We start from the raw sequence: 20568 nt of genomic DNA, 5'->3' as shown, positions 1-20568 counted from the left end.
CGGGCCTACTTCGTGGAAGGCTTGCGGCGGCGCTCGTGCTGCCACAGCACTTCGCCGTGGCCGCTGGCACGGGCCAGCACGCGCGAGATCACGAACAGCAGGTCGGACAGCCGGTTCAAGTAGCGTTGCGGCTGGTTGCGGATGTCTTCCACTCGCGACAGCGCGATCACTTCACGCTCGGCACGACGACACACGGTGCGCGCCAGATGGCCGCAGGCCGCGGCCATGCCGCCGCCGGGCAGGATGAATTCCTTCAGCGGCGGCAGCGGTTCGTTGAGCGCGTCGAGGATGGTTTCCAGGCGGTCGATGTCGCTGTCCTCGACCATCGCCATGCCGGGGATGCACAACTCGCCGCCGAGGTCGAACAGGTCGTGCTGCACCTGGGTCAGCGCCTCGCGCACCTCGGTGCTGACGCCGTCGGCGGCCAGCAGCATGCCGATCGTGCTGTTGAGCTCGTCCACCGTGCCGTAGGCGTTGACCCGCAACGAGTCCTTGCCCACCCGCGAACCGTCGCCGAGGCCGGTGCTGCCGTCGTCGCCGGTGCGCGTGTAGATTTTCGAGAGCCGGTTGCCCATCGCGCCGGCTTAGTGGCTCAGGCCCGGCTGGCTGGAGCCGCGCAGGGTGCGTGCCAGCAGCGTCACGCCCACGTGCAGCGCGGCGCCGATGCCCACATACAGTACGGTGGTGCCCAGGAACGGCAGGTACCAGTCGCCGAGGTTGGTGAACCAGTTGGCCGCGCTGCGCGGCAGCGGCACGCTGGCGCTGAGCCAGTAGAAGCTGCCGTTGGAGATCAGGTAGCAGACCGCCTCGCTGACTACCAGCGCCACCGCGGCCAGGCCCAGCGTGGACGGGCGCAGGCCGGACTGGTGGCGGGCCAGCCAGCTGCCGCCGAACCACAGCGCGCCGAAGTACACCGGCATCGTCCAGTACGCCGGCGAGACGCAGTAGTGAGTCCAGAAATCGAGCCCGGCGCCGGTGATCGCGAAGAAGTCGACCAGCACGGCCTCGGCGATCAGCAGCGGAAACGCCCAGCGCGCGGAGCCGCGCAGCCAGAAGCCGGCCAGGAAGAACACGCCCCACGAGGCGTCGGGCAGGGCGCTGAAGTGATGCAGGCGGGTGGCCGCCATCACCAGGGCCAGCATCAGGAAGATGCCGATGCGTCGGGTCTGCGTCTTGGCCATGGGGTGCTCCGTGTGGGGTCTGGACAGACCGCTAGTCTAGCCCAACGCGCTGCTACGCCGACAGCGCCAGCGCGTATCATCGGCGCATGAATGTCCCCGAATCCCCCGTCATGAGCGAGTCTGGCGTGCTGATCGTCGGTGGCGGCCTGGTCGGCGCCAGCCTGGCGATCGCGCTGGATGCCGCCGGCATCAAAGCCACCCTGGTCGAGACCGCCGCACCGCGCACCGACGCCCAGCCCAGCTACGACGAGCGCAACCTCGCGCTGGCCCGCGCCACCGTCAACGGACTGGAGGCGATCGGCGTGTGGCGGCACGCGGCCGCCCGCGCCACGCCGATCCGGCACATCCATGTCAGCCGCGCCGGCGAGTTCGGCAGCGCGCGCATCGACGCCGACAGGCAGGGCGTCGACGCGCTGGGCTGGACCTTGCCGGCGCGCGAACTCGGCACGGCGCTGCTGCGCCGGCTGGACGAATGCGCCCGGCTGACCCGGCTGGCGCCGGCCACCTTGTCCGCACTGCAGCCGCTGGCCAGCGGCTGGCGCGCGCAGGTGCAAACCGCCGACGGTGCGCGCAATCTCGACACGCCGCTGCTGGTCGGCGCCGACGGCACGTCTTCGTTCGTGCGTGCGCAACTCGGCATCGACGCCGAGCGGCACGACTACGGGCAGACCTTGTTCGTGTGCACGGTCACGCCGGAACGCGACCACGCGAATCGCGCGTACGAGCGCTTTGCCGACGATGGCCCGGTCGCACTGCTGCCGCTGGCCGAGCGCCGCTGCGGCCTGGTGCTCACCGTGTCCGCCGACGAAGCCGAAGCGGTGGCCGCGCTGGACGATGCGGGTTTCATCGAACTGGCGCAGCGCCGTTTCGGCTGGCGCCTGGGCCGGCTCGGCCGGCCGGGCCGGCGTCATCCGTACGCGATCCATCGGGTCGCCGCCGCGCAGCTGACCGCGCCGCGCGCGGTGCTGGTGGGCAATGCCGCACAGACCGTGCATCCGATCGGCGCGCAGGGTTTCAATCTGGGCCTGCGCGATGCGCTGACCCTGGCCGAGCTGGTGGCGGCCGCCCCCGATCCGGGCGCTGCCGATCTGCTGGAACGCTACGCCGCACGGCGTGCGCCGGATCGCGACGGCACCATGGCGATGAGCCACGGCCTGGTGCGGCTGGCCTGCCTGCCGCAGCCGCTGCTGGCGCCACTGCGCTCGCTGGCGTTGCTGGCTTGCGACCGGCTGCCGCCGCTGCAACGCGCGCTGGCGCGGCGCGGCATGGGGTTTCGCGGCGAGCCGCCGCTGGCGGTGCTGGAGCACCTGCCATGAACACTTCGCTGCAGGACATGCCTTCCCGCCGCCGCGCACCCGCGCTCGACGTGGCCGTGGTCGGCGGCGGCATGGTCGGTGCCGCCGCTGCGCTGGCGCTGGCGCGGGCCGGCTTCAGCACCGCCCTGCTGGAGGCGCGCGCGCCGGCGGCATGGGACGCGAATGCCGAGGTGGACCTGCGCGTGGTCGGGCTGGCGCCGTCGTCGGTGATGCTGCTGGACGAGTTGGGCGTCTGGACGTCCATCCGCGATGCCCGCGCCGGCCCGTATTCGCACATGCACGTGTGGGACGCCGAAAGCGGCGCGGCGATCGACTTCGACGCGGCCAGCGAGGGCCGCGACCGGCTCGGCTACATCGTCGAGAACAACCTGGTGCAGTGGACGCTGTGGCAGGCGCTGGAAGCTTCCGGTGTGCGTCGCTTGTGTCCTGTCGCGGTGCAGGGTTTCGAGGCGCGCGAGGATCGCATCCAATTGGAACTGGCCGGTGGCGAGATGCTGGCTGCAGGCCTGTTGGTGGCCGCCGACGGCGCCGCTTCGCCGCTGCGCGGTCTGGCCGGTATCGGTACGCGTGGCCACGACTACGCGCAGCGCGCGGTGGTGGCGCACGTCGCCACCGAACGCCCGCATGAGGACACGGCGTGGCAACGTTTCCTGCCGGACGGGCCGCTGGCGTTGCTGCCGCTGGCCGACGGGCGCAGCTCGGTCGTGTGGTCGCTGCCCGAGGCCGAGGCGCGGCGCGTGCTGGCGCTGGACGAGCAGGCTTTCCTCGACGAGCTCGGCGTGGCCAGCGATTTTCGGCTGGGCCGGATCGTCGCCACGACGCCGCGTGCGGCGTTCCCGTTGAAATTGCAACTGGCCGAGCGCTACCAGGCCGAGCGTTTCGTGCTGCTGGGCGACGCCGCGCACGCGGTGCATCCGCTGGCCGGGCAGGGCGTCAACCTGGGTCTGCGCGACGTGGCCGAGCTGCGCGACACGCTGATCGACGCCCGCGCCGCCGGTCACGACATCGGCGCCGCGCACGTGCTGCGCCGTTATGCGCGCCGCCGGCGCAGCGCCGACACGCTGGACGCGCTGGGCTTCGACGCGCTGGCGCGCATCTACGCGTGGCAGTCGCCGGCGCTGGTCGCCGCGCGCGGCGTCGGGGTGCGCCTGCTCGATCGGCTTGCCCCGCTGAAGCGGCGGATTTCGGAACACGCCGCCGGACTTTGAGCTTTGCTCCTCCCCCTGCTCGCAGAGGGAGGGAGTCAACCCCTGATGGAGGATCGACCATGCGTATCGCCCGACTCTGCTGTCTGCTGTTGCTGGCTGGTGCAAGCTTTGCCGCCCAGGCGAAGATGGTGCATCGCCCGGTCGAGTGGGCGCAGGACGGCACCCGCTTCCACAGCGTGCTGGTCTACGACGACGCTTCGAGCGCGAAGCGGCCGGGCCTGGTGATGGTGCCGAACTGGTACGGCATCAATGACACAGCCGTAAAGAAGGCCGAAATGATCGCCGGCAAGGATTACGTGATCCTGCTCACCGACATGTACGGTGCCGGCGTGCGCCCGCAGCCGGGCAACGCGTCGCAGGCACAGGCGGCGGTGAAGCCGCTGTACGGCGACCGCGCGCTGATGCGCAAGCGCATCAACGAGGCGCTGCAGCAGTTGAAGGCGCAGGCCGCGAACGCACCGCTCGACGCGACCAAGCTGGCCGCGGTCGGCTTCTGTTTCGGCGGCTCGGCCGTGCTCGATCTGGCGCGCAGCGGCGCGGACGTCGCGGCGGTGGTGTCGTTCCACGGTGGCCTGGATACCGACAATCCGGCGCTGGCGAAGAACATCAAGGCGCGCGTGCTGGCGATGAACGGCGCCGACGACAAGGGCACCATGCCGGATGCGGACAAGTTCATGGACGAGATGCGCCTGAGCCCCGCCGACTGGCAGTTCGTGGTGATCGGCCACGCCGTGCACTGCTTCACCGAAGTCGGCGAGAACTCGCCCGGCTGCCGCTACGACGAACGCGCCGCCACCCGCAGCTACCGCCTGATGCACAACTGGCTGCGCGCGGCGTTTGCCGGCACGCCGTAGGGCTTCTGCAGAAGCTCGCTTTTTAGTGATTTAGAGCGAAGGGCTTTCGACCTCCGTGGACGAAAGCCCTGCACTTCGGACCAGTTCAGTCATTCCGCGCGCTCGCGCACCGCTTCCATCGTCAGCGCCGCCAACTGGCGCAGGCGGGTGCCGCCGGCGTCGGCGAGGAGTTCCTTGAGGCGGGCGCCGGCGTCGTCCTGATCAAGGCTGTGGCGTTCGGCCAGCGAGGCGGCCAGCGCGCGGCCCATCGAGTCGAAGATCAGCGCGTAGGCGAAGGCGTGCAGCACGCCGCCGCTCAGGGTGCCGAGGCCGGGGAACGCCTTCAGCGCGTTGCCGGCGACGGCCAGCACGATCGAGCTGCCGGTGCGCAGGGTGAGCCTGGCCTGCTGCACGAAATCCTCGATCTGTACCTCGCTGACCTTGACGCCGTACAGCTCGGCGAGCGCGCGGGTGAGGCCGGTGGCGAGCACGCCCTGGATCACCAGGTCGCTGCCCGGCGCCACCGCGGCCAGCGCGCCGACGATGGCGCGGCGCGCGTACTTGCGCACGATGCGCTCGGCTTCCTCGGCGCGGGTGTGTGCTTCCAGTGTGCCGGTGCGTTGATGCAGGCCGGCCAGCACGGCGTTTTCGCGCAAATCCTCCAGGCTTTCGGCGCCGGGGGCGGTAAGCCGTTCGAGTGCCTGCAGCAACGGTTCGATCGCGGGCTTGCGCTGGCGCTCGACCGACTCGGTGCTGCCGTCGGCAAGCTGGCGTTGGTAGCGCTCGCTGCCGCCGGCGCTGATCGCCAGCACCGCGCTGGCGATGCCGCGCGCGTGCCGGCGCAGGCGCGCCAGCAGTTGATCGAGTTCGCTGCTGCTCCATTGGTCGGCCTTGTTCAGCACGAGAAGTAGCGGCTTGCCGAAGTCGGCCAGCCAGCGCAATTCATCGGCCTGGCTGCGGTTGAGATCGCCGGCGCAGAGATAGATCACGGCGTGCGCGCGCAGCGCTTCCTCGCGCGCCAGCGTTTCGTGCGCCTCGCCACCGGCCTCGCGGCTGCCGGGTACGTCGGCCAGCACCAGTGTGCGGCCGTCCGGCAGGCTGCCGTCGTAGTGGCCGACGGCGCGGGTGGTGCCGCCGCGCGCGTCGCTGGCGACCTGGGCGTGCGGTGACAACGCGCGGATCAGGCTGGACTTGCCGGTGGAGATTTCGCCGAACAGCGCGACATAGACGCGCGCGCTGGCGTGGCGGCGATCGAGCTCGCCGAGTTCGGCCGCCAGTGCGCCGGTGTCGGCGCCGCGTTCGCGCAACTGGCCGATGCGCTGTTCCAGGCTGCAGCGATCGGGCACCGGCGGGGGCCGGCGCTTGCGGCGCGGACGCAGCAGCCACCACAGCACGCTGAGGCCGGCGGCGGCGAAGATCAGCAGCACACCGCCCAATGTCCACTGCAGCCACGTCGGCAAATCCAGGAAACGCTGCGCCAGCGCCAGCGCGCGTTCGGCGGCGGCGAACAACAGCCACAGCAGCGCGGCCATGGCTAACGCGGTGAACAGCAATCGCAGGCGTCGGGACATCCGCGCATTCTAGCCAGCTTCCTGCCGCCGCCCTTGCGCAGGCCCTGCTCGCGCCCGCGACGTGGTTTTGGCACTATCGTGTGCGGGACGCGGCTTCGGCCGAGGCCGGTGCGGATTCGCAGCGCCGGTTCGGGGGGACTGATGGGGAACGGATCAAGGTTGTCCGCTTGGCTGCTGGGCGTGATGCTGGGCGTGCTCGTGCCGATGCCGATTGCCCTGGCTGCGCCCGGCGCACAGGCAGCGGGCCCGTTGCCGACGCCGCAGTTCCGCCGCTACGAGACGGCGAATGGCCTGCCCAGCGGGGCGATCTATGCCGCGGCACAGGATCGCAACGGCTTGATGTGGTTCGGTTCGGCCGGTGGCCTGGTACGTTTCGACGGGGTCGACTTCACGGTATTCCGGCATGTCGTGGGCGATCCGCTGTCGCTGCCGGCGAACCAGACTTATTCGCTGTTCGTCGATCGCGACAACCGGGTCTGGGCCGGTGGCGTCTCGACCGGGCTCACTGTCTACGACCAGGCGAGCGGCCGCTTCCGGCACTGGGAGCACGACGACGGCAAGCCGGACAGTCTCGCCAACAACGAAGTCTGGAGCATCGCGCAGACGTCCGATGGCCAACTGTGGGTCGCCACGCAGGACGGACTGGATCGCCTGCGGGCGGACGGCAGCGGTTTCGACCACATCCCGCTGGATGTCGACGGCAGCCGCGCCGGATCGTTCGGCGCCACCCGCGCGCTGCTGGCGGAGGCCGACGGGCGGTTGTGGATCGGCGCGCACAGCGGCCTGTACCTGCGCCAGCCGGACGGCACGATCCGGCGCGTGCCGGTGGATCCGGCCTTCCGTGGCGAGATCGGCAAGGTCTGGCACATCGATGGTGGCGATGGCGAAGTGCGGGTGGCGCTGGAAGGTGGCCTGCTGGTGATCGGCGCCGATGGCGTGGCGCGCCCGCTGGCGAGCCCGCAACTGTCGTCGCTGCGGATCCTCAGCAGTGCCCGCGATGCGCAGGGCCGCTTGTGGATGGGCAGCTTGAACGGCGTCTGGCTGGATGACGGCAGCGGCCACCTGCAGCACATCGTCGGCCAGCCGTTGCTGCCCGGCGGCCTGCCCAGCGATCGCCTGTGGCAGGTGTTGCGCGATCGCGAGGGCGGACTCTGGTTTACCTTCGACCAGTCCAGCGTCGCTTACCTGTCGCCAGGCTGGAACGGGTTCACCCGCTTCACCCATGTTCCCGACGATCCGCAGAGTCTGTCGAACATTGCCGCGCTGTCGGTACGCCGCAGCCGCGACGACCAGCTGTGGGTCGGCGGCTTCAACGGCTGGGTCGACAAGCTGGACCCGGCTACCGGCGCGGTCAGCCACGTGGTGAAGAACCTGCGTGGCAACCTCGCTTCCCTGGCGGAGGACACCCGCGGCCGGCTGTGGATCGCCGGACCGGGCGAGATCTACCGCTACGACCACGGCAAGCTGACCGCCCTCGAAGCGAAACAAAGCCACATCAGCCGGCCCACCGCGCTCGTAGCCGGAGACGATGGACGTGTCTATGTGTCCTCGTGGGGCGAGGGCGTGTTTGCACTCGACCCCGACAACCTGGTCGCGACTTCGGTGATGCCGGCGGATGCGCCGAGCGGGACCCGCTTCCATGACCAGTTGAGTTTCCAGACGGGCCGCCTGTGGTACGCCAGCGCCGGTGGCCTGCTGCGCGGCGACGGTCCGGGCCAGCGCCTGGCCTTCGTGCCCGGTGTGCCGCGCCACGAAATCCTCGCCTTCGCGTTCGATGCCGACGGTTTCTGGACCGCCACCGACCAGGCGCTCGAGCACTATCGCGATGCCGATGGTCGCGCCACGCGCGATGCCAGCGTCGACATCAGCCGCATGCCGTTCGCCGCCGACCTGATGGCCATCCAGGTCGACCGCCAGGGCCAACTGTGGCTGTTCGCCAACCCGGGGCTGTGGCGGTTCGAGCCGAAGACGAAGCAGTTCACCGAGTTCGGCCCGTCGCAGGGCCTGTCGAGCAGCGAGTTCACCAATGGCTCGATCGAGATGGCGCTGGACGGGACACTGTTCGCCGCCAGCAGCGGTGGTGTGATGGCGTTCCAGCCGGAGCGCCTGGCGAAGCCGGAGCAACGCGGTGCACCGCCGCTGCTGACGCTGACCCGGGTCACGGTGCGTCGGGACAACCGCATCCAGCCGCTGGCGCTGGGCCAGCCGATACAATTGCACTGGCGTGATCGCGACCTGCACGTCGAGGCCAGGGTGGCGTCGTTCGTCGATCCGGCCGCCAACCGCTATCGCTTCCGCCTGCACGGCTTCGACAACAACTGGGTGGATACCGGCAATCATGGCGAGCGCGAATTCGCCGGGCTGGGTGCGGGCGACTACACACTGGAAGTGATGGCCGCGGGCGCGGATGGCGAATGGAGCGCGTTGGCCACGCCGCTGCGCATCCACGTACAGGCACCGCCGTGGGCGCGCTGGTGGGCATGGCTGGTCTATGTATTGTTCACGGCCGCGATCGTCGGCCTGGCCTTATACAGCTGGCGCCGACGCCTGGCGCAACGGCATCACGTGCAACTGGTCGAGCAGCAACGGCAGATGGCGGAGGCGGCGAGCGCGGCGAAGACGCAGTTCCTGGCCACGCTGAGCCACGAGATCCGCACGCCGATGACCGGCGTGATGGGCATGGCCGAACTGCTGCTGAGCACGCCGCTCGATCCGCAGCAGCACGACTACACGCAGGCGATGCAGCGTTCGGGCGGGATGCTGCTGAAGCTGCTCAACGACGCGCTGGACCTGGCGCGGATCGAGGCCGGCAAGCTGGAACTGGAGCCGGCGCCGTTCGAGCCGCGCCAGCTGCTCGAGGACGTGGCGCAACTCGAACAGGGCCTGGCGCACGCCAAGGGCATCCGCTTCGTGCTCGAGGTGGCCGAGGACCTGCCGGCGCAACTGCTCGGCGATGCCTTGCGCATCAAGCAGGTGCTGTTGAACCTGGCCAACAACGCGCTGAAGTTCACTGAGCACGGCAGCGTCACCTTGCGCGCGCAGCGGATCGAGGGCGGCCTGCAGTTCAGCATCAGCGATACCGGGCCGGGCATTTCCGAAGCCAGCCAGTCACGGCTGTTCCAGCGCTTCGAGCAAGCCGAGGGGCCGCAGCGCCGCGCCGGCAGCGGACTGGGCCTGGCGATCTGCCGTGAGCTGGTGGACATGATGGGCGGCAGCATCGAACTGGAATCGCGCCTGGCGCACGGCAGTACGTTCCGCGTGCGGCTGCCGCTGGCCGAGCCGGCGCCGGTCGCGCCCGCGATGGAGGTGGCGGTGGACCGCAGCTACCGGCTGCTGCTGGTGGAGGACGACAGCATCGTGGCGGCGGTGATCCGCGGCCTGCTGGAGCGTGAAGGCCACACGGTGGTGCATGTGGTCAACGGGCTGGCGGCGCTGGCCGAGCTGGCGCATGCCGGCTTCGATGCGGTGCTGCTGGACCTGGACCTGCCCGGCGTCGACGGGTTCCAGATCGCCCGCCTGATCCGCCAGCGCGAGCACGCCGGGCAGCATCTGCCGATCGTGGCGGTGACCGCCCGCCAGGGCAGCGAGGACGAGGCGAGGGCGCGCGCGGTGGGGATGGACGGTTTCCTGCGCAAGCCGCTCAGCGGCGAGCAGCTGGCCGATGCATTGGCGCGGGCGGTGCCCGCTGCGCCACTGACCACCGACACGTCCGTCTGAACCGCACGCGCCCGTGGGCGCCTGCTCGCGCCGGCGTGAGGGTTTTGGCATCATGGCGACACGGGACAGGAGCCGGCACGACGCCTCGTTCGCGAACGACAGGTTCGTGCACGGCATGGCGCAGGCGGGATGGGAAGCCCAAAGGGGACCACCTTATGCTTTCAGCAGTCTTGCTGACCATGGCCCTGGGCCTGGCCACGCCCGCGTCGAGCGTTCCGGCACCCCCGGTCGCCGCGCTTGAAGCCGACCCGCTGCCGACCCCGCAGTTTCGTCGCTACGACACCTCGGATGGGTTGCCGAGTACCAATGTCTATGCCGTGGCGCAGGACCGCGACGGCGCGATCTGGTTCGGCACCAAGGGTGGCCTGGCGCGTTTCGACGGCATCGGCTTCAAGGTGTTCCGGCATGCCGAGAATGATCCGGGCTCGCTGTACAACAACGGCATCGCCACGCTGACGCTCGACCGGCAGGGCCGCCTGTGGGCCGCCGGCCTGAACGCGGGCCTGAACCGCTACGACGACGCCAGCGGTACGTTCCGGCATTGGGGACACGATCCGGCCGACCCCGCCAGCCTGGCCAGCGACCGGGTCTGGGCGGTCGCGCAGACCGCCGACGGCACGTTGTGGGTGGGCAGCGCGGGAGGGCTCGACCGGATGCGCCCGGATGAGAGTGGGTTCGAGCATGTGGTCGATCCGCAGCTCGGCGCGACGCCGGCCGCGGTCGGTACCGTCGCCGCGCTGTACGTGGATGGGCACGGGCGCATGTGGATCGGCAGCGGCCACGGCGTATTCGTGCGCGAGGCGGATGGCACGATCCGCCGCGTGCCATCGGCCGATCCGCGGCGAACCATCGACGCGTGGCGGATCGACGGCAACGGCGACGAAGTGCGCATTGCCGCCACGGACGGCCTGTGGATCGTCGGCGCGGACGGCATGGCGCGCCGCTTCGGCGCCGGCGTGATTCCCGAGACCAACGTGATGAGCAGCGTGCGCGACAGTGCGGACCGGCTGTGGGTCGGCACGCAAAAAGGGCTGTTCCTGCAGGCGCGGGCCGGCGGGCCGGTGACCGCGGTGACCGACCAGCCGGTGCTCTACGGCAACCTGCCGGGTACCTGGGTGTGGCAGCTGATGGTCGATCGCGAAGGCGGGCTGTGGGCCGTGCTGTACGACGGCGGCGTGGCATACCTGGCGCCGGGCTGGAGCCGCTTCAGCCGCTTCACGCACATGCCGGACGACCCTTCCAGCTTGCGCGACCCGATCGCCACCACGATGGCGCGCGGCAAGGACGGTCGCCACGTGTGGGTCGGCCAGCGCGGCGGCCGGATCGACCGGCTCGACCCGGTGACCGGCGCGGTCGAGCACGTGATATCGGGACTGCGCGGCGACGTGGTCGGCATGACCGAGGATGCGAAGAACCGCTTGTGGGTGGTCGTGCAGGGCGCGTTGTATCGCGACACCGACGGGCAACTCGATCGGGTCGATCCGGCCGGCGCGATGATGCAGCGCCCGCTGGAGGTCGAACCCGGGCCCGACGGCCAGATGTATGCGCGCACCTTCGGCCAGGGCCTGTTCCGCATCGACCCGGAGACGCTGGCGATCCATCCAGTGCCGATGGACGGCTCCAGCGACAAGGTGCGCTGGGGCAGCCAGATGACGCTGCGCGACGGCATCTTCTGGTATGCCAGCGACGGCGGCATGATGTGGCTGGACAAGGCGCAGGACCGTTTCGTCATGGTGCCGGGCGGACCGGCCGGGCAAACCGTCGATGCCTTCGATTTCACCGGCGACGGGCTGTGGATGGCCAACGCCGACGGATTGACGCACTACCGCCGTCGCGGCGACGGCATCGTGGCGGATCGCCGGGTCGACGCGTCGCATGGCTGGCCGTCGGTCAACGTCACCGACTTGCGCGTCGATGTCGCGGGTCGCGTCTGGGTGTTCGGCCACGACGGCCTGTGGCGTTTCGACCCGGACACCGGCGCGTTCCGTTCGTTCGGCCTGCAGGATGGCCTGACCAACGGCGAGTTCTTCCGCGGCTACGCGCGGATGCCGAGCGGCTATATCTACGCCGCCACCCTGGGCGGCGTGGTGGCGTTCAACCCGGACCGAAGCAACCGGCAAACCAGCGTGCCGCAGATGGCGCTCACCCAGGCCCGGGTACACCGCAGCGGCGCCACGCAGGTGTTGCCGATCGGCACACAACCCCTGCAAGTCGGCTGGCGCGACAGCCAGCTCGCGGTCGATGCGCGGGTGTTTTCCTACATCGCCCCGTCCGCCAACCAGTACCGTTTCCTGCTGCACGGTTTCGACAGCGACTGGGTGGATACCGGCAATCGTGGCGAGCGCGACTTCACCGGGCTGGGCGCAGGCGACTACGTGCTCGACGCGATGGCCGCGGGCGCCGACGGCCTGTGGGTGCACCCGGCCACGCCGCTGCGCATCCACGTGGAAGCGCCGCCGTGGCTGCGCTGGTGGGCGTGGGTGATCTACGCACTGCTGCTGGTGTCGGTGGCCGGCCTGGCCTTGTACAGCTGGCGCCGACGCCTGGCGCAACGGCATCACGTGCAACTGGTCGAGCAGCAACGGCAGATGGCGGAGGCGGCGAGCGCGGCGAAGACGCAGTTCCTGGCCACGCTGAGCCACGAGATCCGCACGCCGATGACCGGCGTGATGGGCATGGCCGAACTGCTGCTGAGCACGCCGCTCGATCCGCAGCAGCACGACTACACGCAGGCGATGCAGCGTTCGGGCGGGATGCTGCTGAAGCTGCTCAACGACGCGCTGGACCTGGCGCGGATCGAGGCCGGCAAGCTGGAACTGGAGCCGGCGCCGTTCGACCCCCGTCAGCTGCTCGAGGACGTGGCGCAACTCGAACAGGGCCTGGCGCACGCCAAGGGCATCCGCTTCGTGCTCGAGGTGGCCGAGGACCTGCCGGCGCAACTGCTCGGCGATGCCTTGCGCATCAAGCAGGTGCTGTTGAACCTGGCCAACAACGCGCTGAAGTTCACTGAGCACGGCAGCGTCACCTTGCGCGCGCAGCGGATCGAGGGCGGCCTGCAGTTCAGCATCAGCGATACCGGGCCGGGCATTTCCGAAGCCAGCCAGTCACGGCTGTTCCAGCGCTTCGAGCAAGCCGAGGGGCCGCAGCGCCGCGCCGGCAGCGGACTGGGCCTGGCGATCTGCCGCGAGCTGGTGGACATGATGGGCGGCAGCATCGAACTGGAATCGCGCCTGGCGCACGGCAGTACGTTCCGCGTGCGGCTGCCGCTGGCCGAGCCGGCGCCGGTCGCACCTGCGATGGAGGTGGCGGCGGACCGCAGCTACCGGCTGCTGCTGGTGGAGGACGACAGCATCGTGGCGGCGGTGATCCGCGGCCTGCTGGAGCGTGAAGGCCACACGGTGGTGCATGTGGTCAACGGGCTGGCGGCGCTGGCCGAGCTGGCGCATGCCGGCTTCGATGCGGTGCTGCTGGACCTGGACCTGCCCGGCGTCGACGGGTTCCAGATCGCCCGCCTGATCCGCCAGCGCGAGCATGCCGGGCAGCACCTGCCGATCGTGGCGGTGACCGCCCGCCAGGGCAGCGAGGACGAGGCGAGGGCGCGCGCGGTGGGCATGGACGGTTTCCTGCGCAAGCCGCTGAGCGGCGAGCAGCTGGCCGATGCATTGGCGCGGGCGGTGCCCGGCGCGCCGGCGTCGGTGCCGGCGTGAATCACATGTCGTACTTGTGCAGCTCGAAACCCAGCCGCTGGTATTCGCGCCAGCGCGTGCGCGAGCCGTCGCGTTCGGCGGGATCGGCGGCCACCACTTCCAGCACGCGCTGGTAGCGGCCGGCGGGGCAGGTTTCGCGCAGGTTGATCAGCAGCGGGCGATCGGCGCTGTCGACGCCGGGCGGCACGATCAGCACCGCGACGTCGTCGTCGTCATCGTCGCCGGCAAGCTGGTGCGGGATCATGGCGTCGTCGTCGAATTCCCAAAGCAGTTCGTCCAGCGCATGCGCCTGGTCGTGGTCGCGGGTCAGGATCAGCGTCGGCTGCTGTCCCGCAAACGCCTTCTTCGCCAGTTCGCAGACGAGCAGCAGCGGCTGTTCGCGAAAGCGCGGCTTGTCGATCAGGTAGAAGTCGGCACGTGGCATGGCAGGTCGGCTCCGGGGGTGCGCTCAGCCAGCGCGATCCAGCAGCCACTGCGCCAGCAGCGCCACCGGTCGGCCGGTGGCCAGGCCCTTGCGGCCTTCGTCCCAGGCGGTACCGGCGATGTCCAGGTGGGCCCAGCGCTGGCCGTCGGTGAAACGCGACAGGAAACACGCGGCGGTGATCGCACCGGCACTCTTGCCGCCGATGTTGGCGACGTCGGCGAAGCCGGAGTCGAGCTGCGCCTGGTAGTCGTCCCACAGCGGCAGACGCCAGGCACGGTCGAGCGTTTCCTCGCCGGCGGCGAGCAGTTCGGCGGCGAGGTCGTCGTGCTTGCTCATCAGGCCGGTGGCGTGCTTGCCCAGCGCGACCACGCAGGCGCCGGTGAGCGTGGCGGCGTCGATCAATGCCTGCGGCTGGTAGGTCTGCGCGGTCCAGGTCAGCGCGTCGCACAGGATCAGCCGGCCTTCGGCGTCGGTGTTGAGCACTTCGATGGTGAGCCCGGACAGGCTGGTCAGCACGTCGCTGGGGCGGTAGCTGTCACCGTCGGGCATGTTCTCCACGCTGGGCACCACGCAGACCAGGTTGAGCTTCAGGCCCATCTTCACCGCGGCGACGAACGCGCCGAGCACGCCGGCGGCGCCGCCCATGTCGAACTTCATTTCCTCCATGCCGGCACCGGGCTTCAGGCTGATGCCGCCGGAGTCGAAGGTGACGCCCTTGCCGACGAACGCGTACGGCTTGTCGCCATCGTTGCCGCCCTTGTACTCGAGGGCGATCAGGCGCGGCTTGTTGACCGAACCGCGCGCCACCGCGAGCAGCGAGCCGAAGCCGAGCTTCTCCATCTGAACGTCATCGAGCACGGTGCAGCTGACCTTGTCCTGCGTGTCGGCGAAGGTTTGCGCCTGTGCCGCGATGTACGCCGGGTTGCAGATGTTCGGCGGCAGGTTGGCCAGCTCGCGGGCGAAGCGCACGCCGGCGGCGATCGCCACGGCCTGGTCGAGTCCGCCTTGCGCGTCGGTACCGGCGGCGAACGCCAGCGCGGCCAGTTCGGTCTGCTTGTTCTTGTCGCGGGGCTTGAACGTGGCGGTGTAGCGATAGGCGGCGTAGTCGCTGGCCAGCGCGGCGATGCGCACGCGCCAGGCGCTGTCGCGGCCGGGCACGTCCACGTCGGTGAGGTAGGACACCGCATTCGCCACCGGCAGGCGGCCGAGCGCGCGCGCCGCCTCGATGCTCACCTTCTGGTAGCGCGCGGCATCGAACGATTTCTGCGTGCCCAGACCGACCACCAGCACGCGTTGCGCGGCGACACCGGTGGGTGCGAACAGCAGCGTGGTGCTGCCGGCCTTGCCGCTGATGTCGCCGCTCTCCACCTGGCGCTTGATCACTCCGCCGGCGGCGCTGTCCACCTGGGCGGCCGCGCTGGTCAGCACACCCTGTTCGTACACGCCGACCAGCACGCAGGCGCTGTCGACGGTGGCGGGGGCGGCGGAGCCGAGGCTGAACTGGAGTGTCATCGGGGTGGTTCCTGTATGGGCCCGGCAGCGGCCGGACAGGCTAGACTTGCGGTTTGCCGGCCGATCGGCCGAACCGGTTAAGCGGACAAGTTTATCGCATGCTGAGCATCCTCGACCGCTATTTCCTGCGCGAGCTGGCGCAGACCGTGGCCGCCACCGTGGTGGTGCTGCTGGTGGTCGTGGCCGGCAGCGCGTTCGCCCGGGTTCTGCAGCAAGTCGCCAACGGCAGCTTCCCGGCCAGCGTGATGTTCCAGGTGCTGGGTCTGCGCACCCTCGACGGCCTCACCAACATGATGCCGCTGGCCAGTTTCATCGGCGTGCTGCTGGGGCTGGGTCGGATGTATCGCGAGAGCGAGATGCACGTGCTCGCGTCGTCCGGCATGGGCCCGCGCGGACTGCTGCGGCCGGTGCTGGTCCTCGGCGCGGTGCTGGTGGCGATCACCGCGCTGGTCTCGCTGTGGCTGGGGCCGTGGGCGGTGCGCACCAGCGATGCGATGGTGGCCGCGGCGAACCGTTCGGTGATTGCGGCCGGGCTGGATGCGGGGCGCTTCACCGAGCTGCCGGGCAAGGGCGGCATCATCTTCGTCGACAGCCTCAGTCGCGACGGGAGCAAGCTGGGGCGCACGTTCGTGGCGACCCAGAGCGACAGCAAGGATGGTCCGCCGCACCTGAAGGTGGTCAGTGCAACCAGCGGCGAGCTGTACCAGGAGAGCAACGGCGACGGCCGCTTCATCGCGTTCAAGGATGGCTGGCAGTACGACATTCCGCTTGGCATGAACAACTGGCGGCAGATGCAGTACCAACGCAACGACACCTCGCTGTCCAGCGTGCAGGCCGACGAAGACGACGATCCGGCGCATTCGAAGAGCAGTTGGGCGCTGGCCCAGTCGGACGACCCGGATGATCGTGCCGAGTTCGCCTGGCGCGCCAACGCGCCGCCATTGACCCTGGTGCTGCTGCTGCTGGCGTTGCCGCTGTCGCGGCAGAGCCCGCGCGAGCCGAAGTACGGCCGGCTGCTGCTGGCAGTGGTCACGTTCTATCTCTATTACACGCTGCTGGCGCTGGGCCGTGCGCAGATCGGCAAGGGCCACTGGCACAACGAGGCGCCGCTGTGGGCGCTGCATGCGCTGGTGCTGGCGCTGGCCGGCTGGATGCTGTGGAAGCAGTATTCCCCGCGCAAGTTGCGTGCGCCGCAGCCGAGTGTGCCGGCATGACCGTGTTCAACATCAAGCGGGTCGACCGCCTGGTGGCTATGAGCGTGCTCGGCTCGATGCTGATGGTGTGGCTGGTACTGACCGGCTTCGATGCGGTGACCCAGTTGTTGCGCCAGCTCGGCAACGTCGGCAAGCACGGCTACACGCTGAGCAATGCGGTGGCCTACGTGCTGGTGACGTTCCCGCGCCGCGCCTACGAGATGTTCGGCAATGCCGCGCTGATCGGCGGCCTGCTCGGCCTGGGCGGACTGGCCGGCACCGGCGAGCTCACCGCGTTGCGCGCGGCCGGCATGTCGCGCCTGCGCATCGCCGCTTCCGCGGTCGGCGTGGTCGCGGTGCTGATCGTCGGCGTGGTGGTCATGGGCGAGACGCTGGCGCCGTGGGGCGACCAGCAGGCGCAGGTGATGCAGCTGCGCATGAAGTCCGGCAACCTCGGCATGGGCACCAGCAGCGGCCTGTGGGCGCGCGACGGCGACGACATCATCAATGCGCGCGGCACTTCGCTGAAGCAGCGTGACGGCGTCGGCTCGGTGCAGCTGAGCGATGTGCGTGTATTCACCTTCACTGGCGATGGCCAGCTCAGCCGTTTCCAATGGGCCAAAACTGCCGAGCACAACGGCAGGCAGTGGGTGCTGCACGATGTGCGCACCACCACGCTCGACGCGCAGGGCACGCATGCCAGCACGGCGGCCAGCTTGCCGTGGCAGTCCAGCCTCAACCCGCAGGTACTGGCGCAGTCGGTGATCCAGCCGCAGTACCTTTCCATGCGCGACCTAAGCCGCAACATGGCTTACCTGGAAGGCAACGGGCAGAGCCCCGGCACCTATGCGGTGGCGTTCTGGGGGCGTGCGCTGTATCCGCTCAACGTGCTGGTGCTGGTGTTGTGCGCGATGCCGTTCGCGTTCGGCTCGCTGCGTTCCGGCGGCCTGGGCAAGCGCATGTTCATCGGCATCCTGCTCGCGCTCGGCTGGTATTTCCTGCAGCAGGCGATGGTGAATTTCGGCACGGTGTATGGCATGCCGCCACTGCTGGCGAACCTGTTGCCGGCGTCGATCCTGGTGGTGGCGGCCTGGTTGTATTTCCGCCGGCGCGCCTGACCTGGCGGGGCCGGGATCGACCATTTGCGTCAGTGCGGCGCATCCCGCATGCGTGCGGTCCGCGCAAGCACTGACCCTTCTACGGCCTCTTCCGTGACCGCCATGAGCCCAACGGCGCGAGCAGCGGCGCCGTTAGTGTGAGCATGGTCGCAACACGACGACGCCGTTCGGATCAAACATCCGGCAAGGCCTGCCATGGTACGAAACTGGCTTGTCTCCAGGCAGGTGAGCTGCGCGTACCGTGCGGCTACCGCTCGCGTTTCTCGGGGGAAGCATGACCAAGCCAATCTGGCACAAGGATTCCTTTGGATTCTGGTTGGGAGTTTGCATCTACGCCAGCGCTTCAGCCGGCTGGTTGATGGTGCATTTCGGGTTGTTGTCGTAACGCGATTCCCGCGCGCCGTGCCTTTCCGGGCTTGCCCGGAACCCCCGATGCGGCCAAGCTGATCCTCTTTGCCGACAGCATGGGGTGAGCCGTGGAATGGGTTGATCTGCGCAGCGATACGGTGACGCGTCCGACCGACGCGATGCGTGCGGCGATGCTGGCGGCTGAAGTCGGCGACGACGTCTACGGCGAGGACCCCACGGTCAACGCGCTGCAGCAGCGGCTGGCCGACGAGCTCGGTTTCGACGCCGGCCTGTTCGTGCCCAGCGGCACCCAGTCCAACCTGCTCGCCTTGCTGGCGCACTGCGAACGTGGCGACGAATACCTGGTCGGCATGGATGCGCATACCTACAAGTTCGAAGGCGGCGGCGCCGCGGTGCTCGGCTCGATCCAGCCGCAGCCGATCGTGCAGGCGGCGGACGGCACGTTGCCGCTGGAGCGCATCGAGGCGGCCATCAAGCCGGTCGATCCGCACTTCGCGCGCACCCGCGTGCTGGCGCTGGAGAACACCTGGCACGGTCGCGTGCTGCCGCTGGATTACCTACAGGCTGCCCACGACGTGGCGCGTGCGCACGGACTCGGCCTGCACCTGGACGGCGCGCGCCTGTTCAACGCCGCCGTCGCCGGTGGCGTGCCGGCGCGCGAGATCGCGCGGCATTTCGACACGGTATCGGTGTGCCTGTCCAAGGGGCTCGGTGCGCCGGTCGGCTCGGTGCTGCTCGGCTCGCATGCGCTGGTCGACAAGGCGCGGCGCTGGCGCAAGGTCACCGGCGGCGGCTGGCGTCAGGCCGGCATCCTCGCCGCGGCGGGACTGCATGCGCTGGATCACCATGTGGCACGGCTGGCCGACGACCACCGCCGCGCGGCCTACCTGGCCGGCCGCCTGCGCGAGATCGCCGGCATCGACCTGCTCGGGCAGTACACCAACATGGTGTTCGTCGACGTGCCTGCCGAGCGCCTGCGCGAACTGGACGTCCATCTACGCGAAGTCGGCATCCGCATCAGCATCGGCTACCTGCCCACGCTGCGCCTGGTGACGCATCTGGACGTCGACGACGCCGGCATCGAGCGCGTCGTCGCGGCGTTCAGCGCGTTTTTCGCGCGCGGCTGACCTTCGCCGCGCCGCGCGGGTCTGCCGGGGCGGCGTCGAACTTCCGGATGAAGTCGCGCACCTGCGGATAGACCGTTTCGCGCCAGCGGCGGCCGCTGAAGATGCCGTAGTGGCCGGCGCCTTCGATCACCTTGTGCGCGCGGCGATTGGCCGGGATGCTGCTGCACAGGTCGTGCGCGGCTTCGGTCTGGCCGAGGCCGGAGATGTCGTCCAGTTCGCCCTCGATGGTGAGCAGGGCGCTGCGCCTGATCGCAGTGGGGTTCACCCGTTCGCCCGCCACGTCCCACAGGCCGCGCGGCAGCAGGAATTGCTGGAACACCTTCTCGATCGTGTCGAGATAGAACTCGGCCGGCATGTCCAGCACGGCGTTGTACTCGTCGTAGAACTTGCGGTGCGATTCGGCGTCGTCGAGGTCGCCGCGCAGCAGGTCCTGGTAGAAGTCCCAGTGCGAGCTGAGATGCCGGCCGGGATTCATCGCGATGAAGCCGGCGTGCTGCAGGAAGCCCGGGTAGACTTCGCGGCCGCGGCCGGGATAGTTCGACGGCACGGTATGGATCACGTTGCCCCTGAACCACGACAACGGCTGGTTGGTGGCCAGATTGTCCACGCTGGTGGGGCTGCGCCGCGGGTCGATCGGGCCGCCCATCATGGTCAGGCTGCGCGGCGTGTCTTCGCCGCGCGCGGCCATCAGCGACACTGCCGCCAGCACCGGCACGGTCGGCTGGCACACCGAGATCACGTGCAGGGTGGACGCGCCGATGTGGCGGATGCATTCCTCGACATAGGCAACGTAGTCGTCCAGCCCGAACGGACCAGCCGCGGCCGGCACCATGCGCGCGTCGACCCAGTCGGTGATGTAGACCTTGTGGTCGCGCAGCAGCGTGCGCACGGTGTCGCGCAGCAGCGTGGCGTGATGGCCGGACAGCGGCGCCACCACCAGCACCACCGGATCGTTCTTCATCTTCTCGATGGTGGACGGGTCGTCGCTGAAGCGCTTGAAGCGCTTCAACTGGCAGAACGGCTTGGCCAGCGCGACCCGCTCGATCACCGCGATCTCATGCTCGTGCGCGGTAGCGGTGTGGATGCCGAACTCGGGCTTTTCGTAATCCTTGCCGAGGCGATGGATCAGTTCGTAGCCGGCAGCCATCCGCTGCGCGCCGGGCAGCTGCACGAACGGGCTGCTGGTGTCGTTGAGCATGCGCGCGCCGGCCTGCGCGAAGTGGCTCAGCGGGCCGAGGAACGCACGCTGCCATTCATGGATCTGATAGAGCATCGGGGTGGGTGAGCCGCAG

Annotated in this window: 14 protein-coding genes; 8 read left to right on the top strand and 6 right to left on the bottom strand. The window is 69.5% G+C overall.

The genetic code is table 11. The annotated features are described in order from the left end of the window. Positions 1 to 5: 5 nt before the first annotated feature. Both ABIE04_RS05200 and ABIE04_RS05195 read right to left on the bottom strand, forming a co-directional pair. Entirely contained in the window at positions 6 to 575 is a 570-nt protein-coding gene (locus ABIE04_RS05200) for a cob(I)yrinic acid a,c-diamide adenosyltransferase (protein WP_354547507.1), read from the bottom strand. A 9-nt stretch (positions 576 to 584) separates the two neighbouring features. Next, positions 585 to 1181, bottom strand: a complete 597-nt coding sequence (locus ABIE04_RS05195; protein ID WP_354547506.1) for a hypothetical protein — start codon at positions 1179 to 1181, stop codon at positions 585 to 587. 110 nt (positions 1182 to 1291) lie between these two features. Here ABIE04_RS05195 and ubiH point away from each other — a divergent pair, with 110 nt between their 5' ends. Genes ubiH through ABIE04_RS05180 form a run of 3 tightly spaced genes read left to right on the top strand, consistent with a single transcriptional unit; the run spans position 1292 to position 4559 of the window. Beyond that, positions 1292 to 2497: a 2-octaprenyl-6-methoxyphenyl hydroxylase gene (gene ubiH, locus ABIE04_RS05190; RefSeq protein WP_354547505.1), complete on the top strand. Its 1206-nt coding sequence runs from the start codon at positions 1292 to 1294 to the stop codon at positions 2495 to 2497. Beyond that, the gene (locus ABIE04_RS05185) at positions 2494 to 3705 is read left to right on the top strand and encodes a UbiH/UbiF/VisC/COQ6 family ubiquinone biosynthesis hydroxylase (protein ID WP_354547504.1); all 1212 of its coding nucleotides are present in this window, start codon (positions 2494 to 2496) and stop codon (positions 3703 to 3705) included. Before ubiH ends, ABIE04_RS05185 begins: the two co-directional genes overlap by 4 nt. 59 nt (positions 3706 to 3764) lie before the next feature. Then, positions 3765 to 4559: a dienelactone hydrolase family protein gene (locus ABIE04_RS05180; protein WP_354547503.1), complete on the top strand. Its 795-nt coding sequence runs from the start codon at positions 3765 to 3767 to the stop codon at positions 4557 to 4559. Positions 4560 to 4648: 89 nt separating this feature from the next. Here ABIE04_RS05180 and ABIE04_RS05175 read toward each other — a convergent pair whose 3' ends face one another. Beyond that, positions 4649 to 6109: a GTPase gene (locus ABIE04_RS05175; protein WP_354547502.1), complete on the bottom strand. Its 1461-nt coding sequence runs from the start codon at positions 6107 to 6109 to the stop codon at positions 4649 to 4651. Positions 6110 to 6268: 159 nt separating this feature from the next. Here ABIE04_RS05175 and ABIE04_RS05170 point away from each other — a divergent pair, with 159 nt between their 5' ends. Both ABIE04_RS05170 and ABIE04_RS05165 read left to right on the top strand, forming a co-directional pair. Beyond that, the gene (locus ABIE04_RS05170; RefSeq protein ID WP_354547501.1) at positions 6269 to 9826 is read left to right on the top strand and encodes a hybrid sensor histidine kinase/response regulator; all 3558 of its coding nucleotides are present in this window, start codon (positions 6269 to 6271) and stop codon (positions 9824 to 9826) included. Positions 9827 to 9981: 155 nt separating this feature from the next. Next, a complete protein-coding gene (locus tag ABIE04_RS05165) occupies positions 9982 to 13533 on the top strand; it encodes a hybrid sensor histidine kinase/response regulator (protein WP_354547500.1) in 3552 nt (1183 codons plus the stop codon). A 1-nt stretch (position 13534) separates the two neighbouring features. Here the strand turns inward: ABIE04_RS05165 and ABIE04_RS05160 are convergent, their stop codons facing one another. After that, positions 13535 to 13957: a DNA polymerase III subunit chi gene (locus ABIE04_RS05160; RefSeq protein WP_354547499.1), complete on the bottom strand. Its 423-nt coding sequence runs from the start codon at positions 13955 to 13957 to the stop codon at positions 13535 to 13537. Between the two features lie 24 nt (positions 13958 to 13981). Then, positions 13982 to 15469, bottom strand: coding sequence for a leucyl aminopeptidase (locus tag ABIE04_RS05155; protein WP_354547498.1), 1488 nt, complete (start codon positions 15467 to 15469; stop codon positions 13982 to 13984). Between the two features lie 98 nt (positions 15470 to 15567). On the opposite strand from ABIE04_RS05155, the gene lptF reads away from it, so the two are divergent. From lptF to ltaE, 3 genes are all read left to right on the top strand, one after another. Further along, entirely contained in the window at positions 15568 to 16683 is a 1116-nt protein-coding gene (gene lptF, locus ABIE04_RS05150; protein WP_354547497.1) for an LPS export ABC transporter permease LptF, read from the top strand. After that, positions 16680 to 17780 carry an LPS export ABC transporter permease LptG gene (lptG, locus tag ABIE04_RS05145; protein ID WP_354547496.1) on the top strand — a complete coding sequence of 367 codons (1101 nt, stop codon included), beginning with the start codon at positions 16680 to 16682 and terminating at the stop codon, positions 17778 to 17780. Before lptF ends, lptG begins: the two co-directional genes overlap by 4 nt. Positions 17781 to 18256: 476 nt before the next feature. After that, the gene (ltaE, locus tag ABIE04_RS05140; RefSeq protein WP_354547495.1) at positions 18257 to 19276 is read left to right on the top strand and encodes a low-specificity L-threonine aldolase; all 1020 of its coding nucleotides are present in this window, start codon (positions 18257 to 18259) and stop codon (positions 19274 to 19276) included. On the opposite strand, the gene ABIE04_RS05135 is transcribed toward ltaE, so the two are convergent. Further along, positions 19251 to 20549 (bottom strand): polyhydroxyalkanoate depolymerase, encoded by a 1299-nt coding sequence (locus ABIE04_RS05135; RefSeq protein ID WP_354547494.1) that lies wholly within the window; start codon positions 20547 to 20549, stop codon positions 19251 to 19253. The genes ltaE and ABIE04_RS05135 overlap by 26 nt on opposite strands. Positions 20550 to 20568 lie beyond the last annotated feature (19 nt).

The sequence above is a fragment of the Rhodanobacter soli genome, assembly GCF_040548735.1.
Classification (GTDB): Bacteria; Pseudomonadota; Gammaproteobacteria; order Xanthomonadales; family Rhodanobacteraceae; genus Rhodanobacter; species Rhodanobacter soli_A.
Note: the sequence above shows the minus strand (reverse complement) of the source record. Positions and strands in the feature narration are given on the sequence as shown.

What these genes read in the sequence shown, in the direction of transcription:
- ABIE04_RS05200 (WP_354547507.1), bottom strand. Translation starts at nt 575, where the DNA reads ATGGGCAACCGGCTCTCGAAAATCTACACGCGCACCGGCGACGACGGC.
- ABIE04_RS05195 (WP_354547506.1), bottom strand. Translation starts at nt 1,181, where the DNA reads ATGGCCAAGACGCAGACCCGACGCATCGGCATCTTCCTGATGCTGGCC.
- ubiH (WP_354547505.1), top strand. Translation starts at nt 1,292, where the DNA reads ATGAGCGAGTCTGGCGTGCTGATCGTCGGTGGCGGCCTGGTCGGCGCC.
- ABIE04_RS05185 (WP_354547504.1), top strand. Translation starts at nt 2,494, where the DNA reads ATGAACACTTCGCTGCAGGACATGCCTTCCCGCCGCCGCGCACCCGCG.
- ABIE04_RS05180 (WP_354547503.1), top strand. Translation starts at nt 3,765, where the DNA reads ATGCGTATCGCCCGACTCTGCTGTCTGCTGTTGCTGGCTGGTGCAAGC.
- ABIE04_RS05175 (WP_354547502.1), bottom strand. Translation starts at nt 6,109, where the DNA reads ATGTCCCGACGCCTGCGATTGCTGTTCACCGCGTTAGCCATGGCCGCG.
- ABIE04_RS05165 (WP_354547500.1), top strand. Translation starts at nt 9,982, where the DNA reads ATGCTTTCAGCAGTCTTGCTGACCATGGCCCTGGGCCTGGCCACGCCC.
- ABIE04_RS05160 (WP_354547499.1), bottom strand. Translation starts at nt 13,957, where the DNA reads ATGCCACGTGCCGACTTCTACCTGATCGACAAGCCGCGCTTTCGCGAA.
- ABIE04_RS05155 (WP_354547498.1), bottom strand. Translation starts at nt 15,469, where the DNA reads ATGACACTCCAGTTCAGCCTCGGCTCCGCCGCCCCCGCCACCGTCGAC.
- lptF (WP_354547497.1), top strand. Translation starts at nt 15,568, where the DNA reads ATGCTGAGCATCCTCGACCGCTATTTCCTGCGCGAGCTGGCGCAGACC.
- lptG (WP_354547496.1), top strand. Translation starts at nt 16,680, where the DNA reads ATGACCGTGTTCAACATCAAGCGGGTCGACCGCCTGGTGGCTATGAGC.
- ABIE04_RS05135 (WP_354547494.1), bottom strand. Translation starts at nt 20,549, where the DNA reads ATGCTCTATCAGATCCATGAATGGCAGCGTGCGTTCCTCGGCCCGCTG.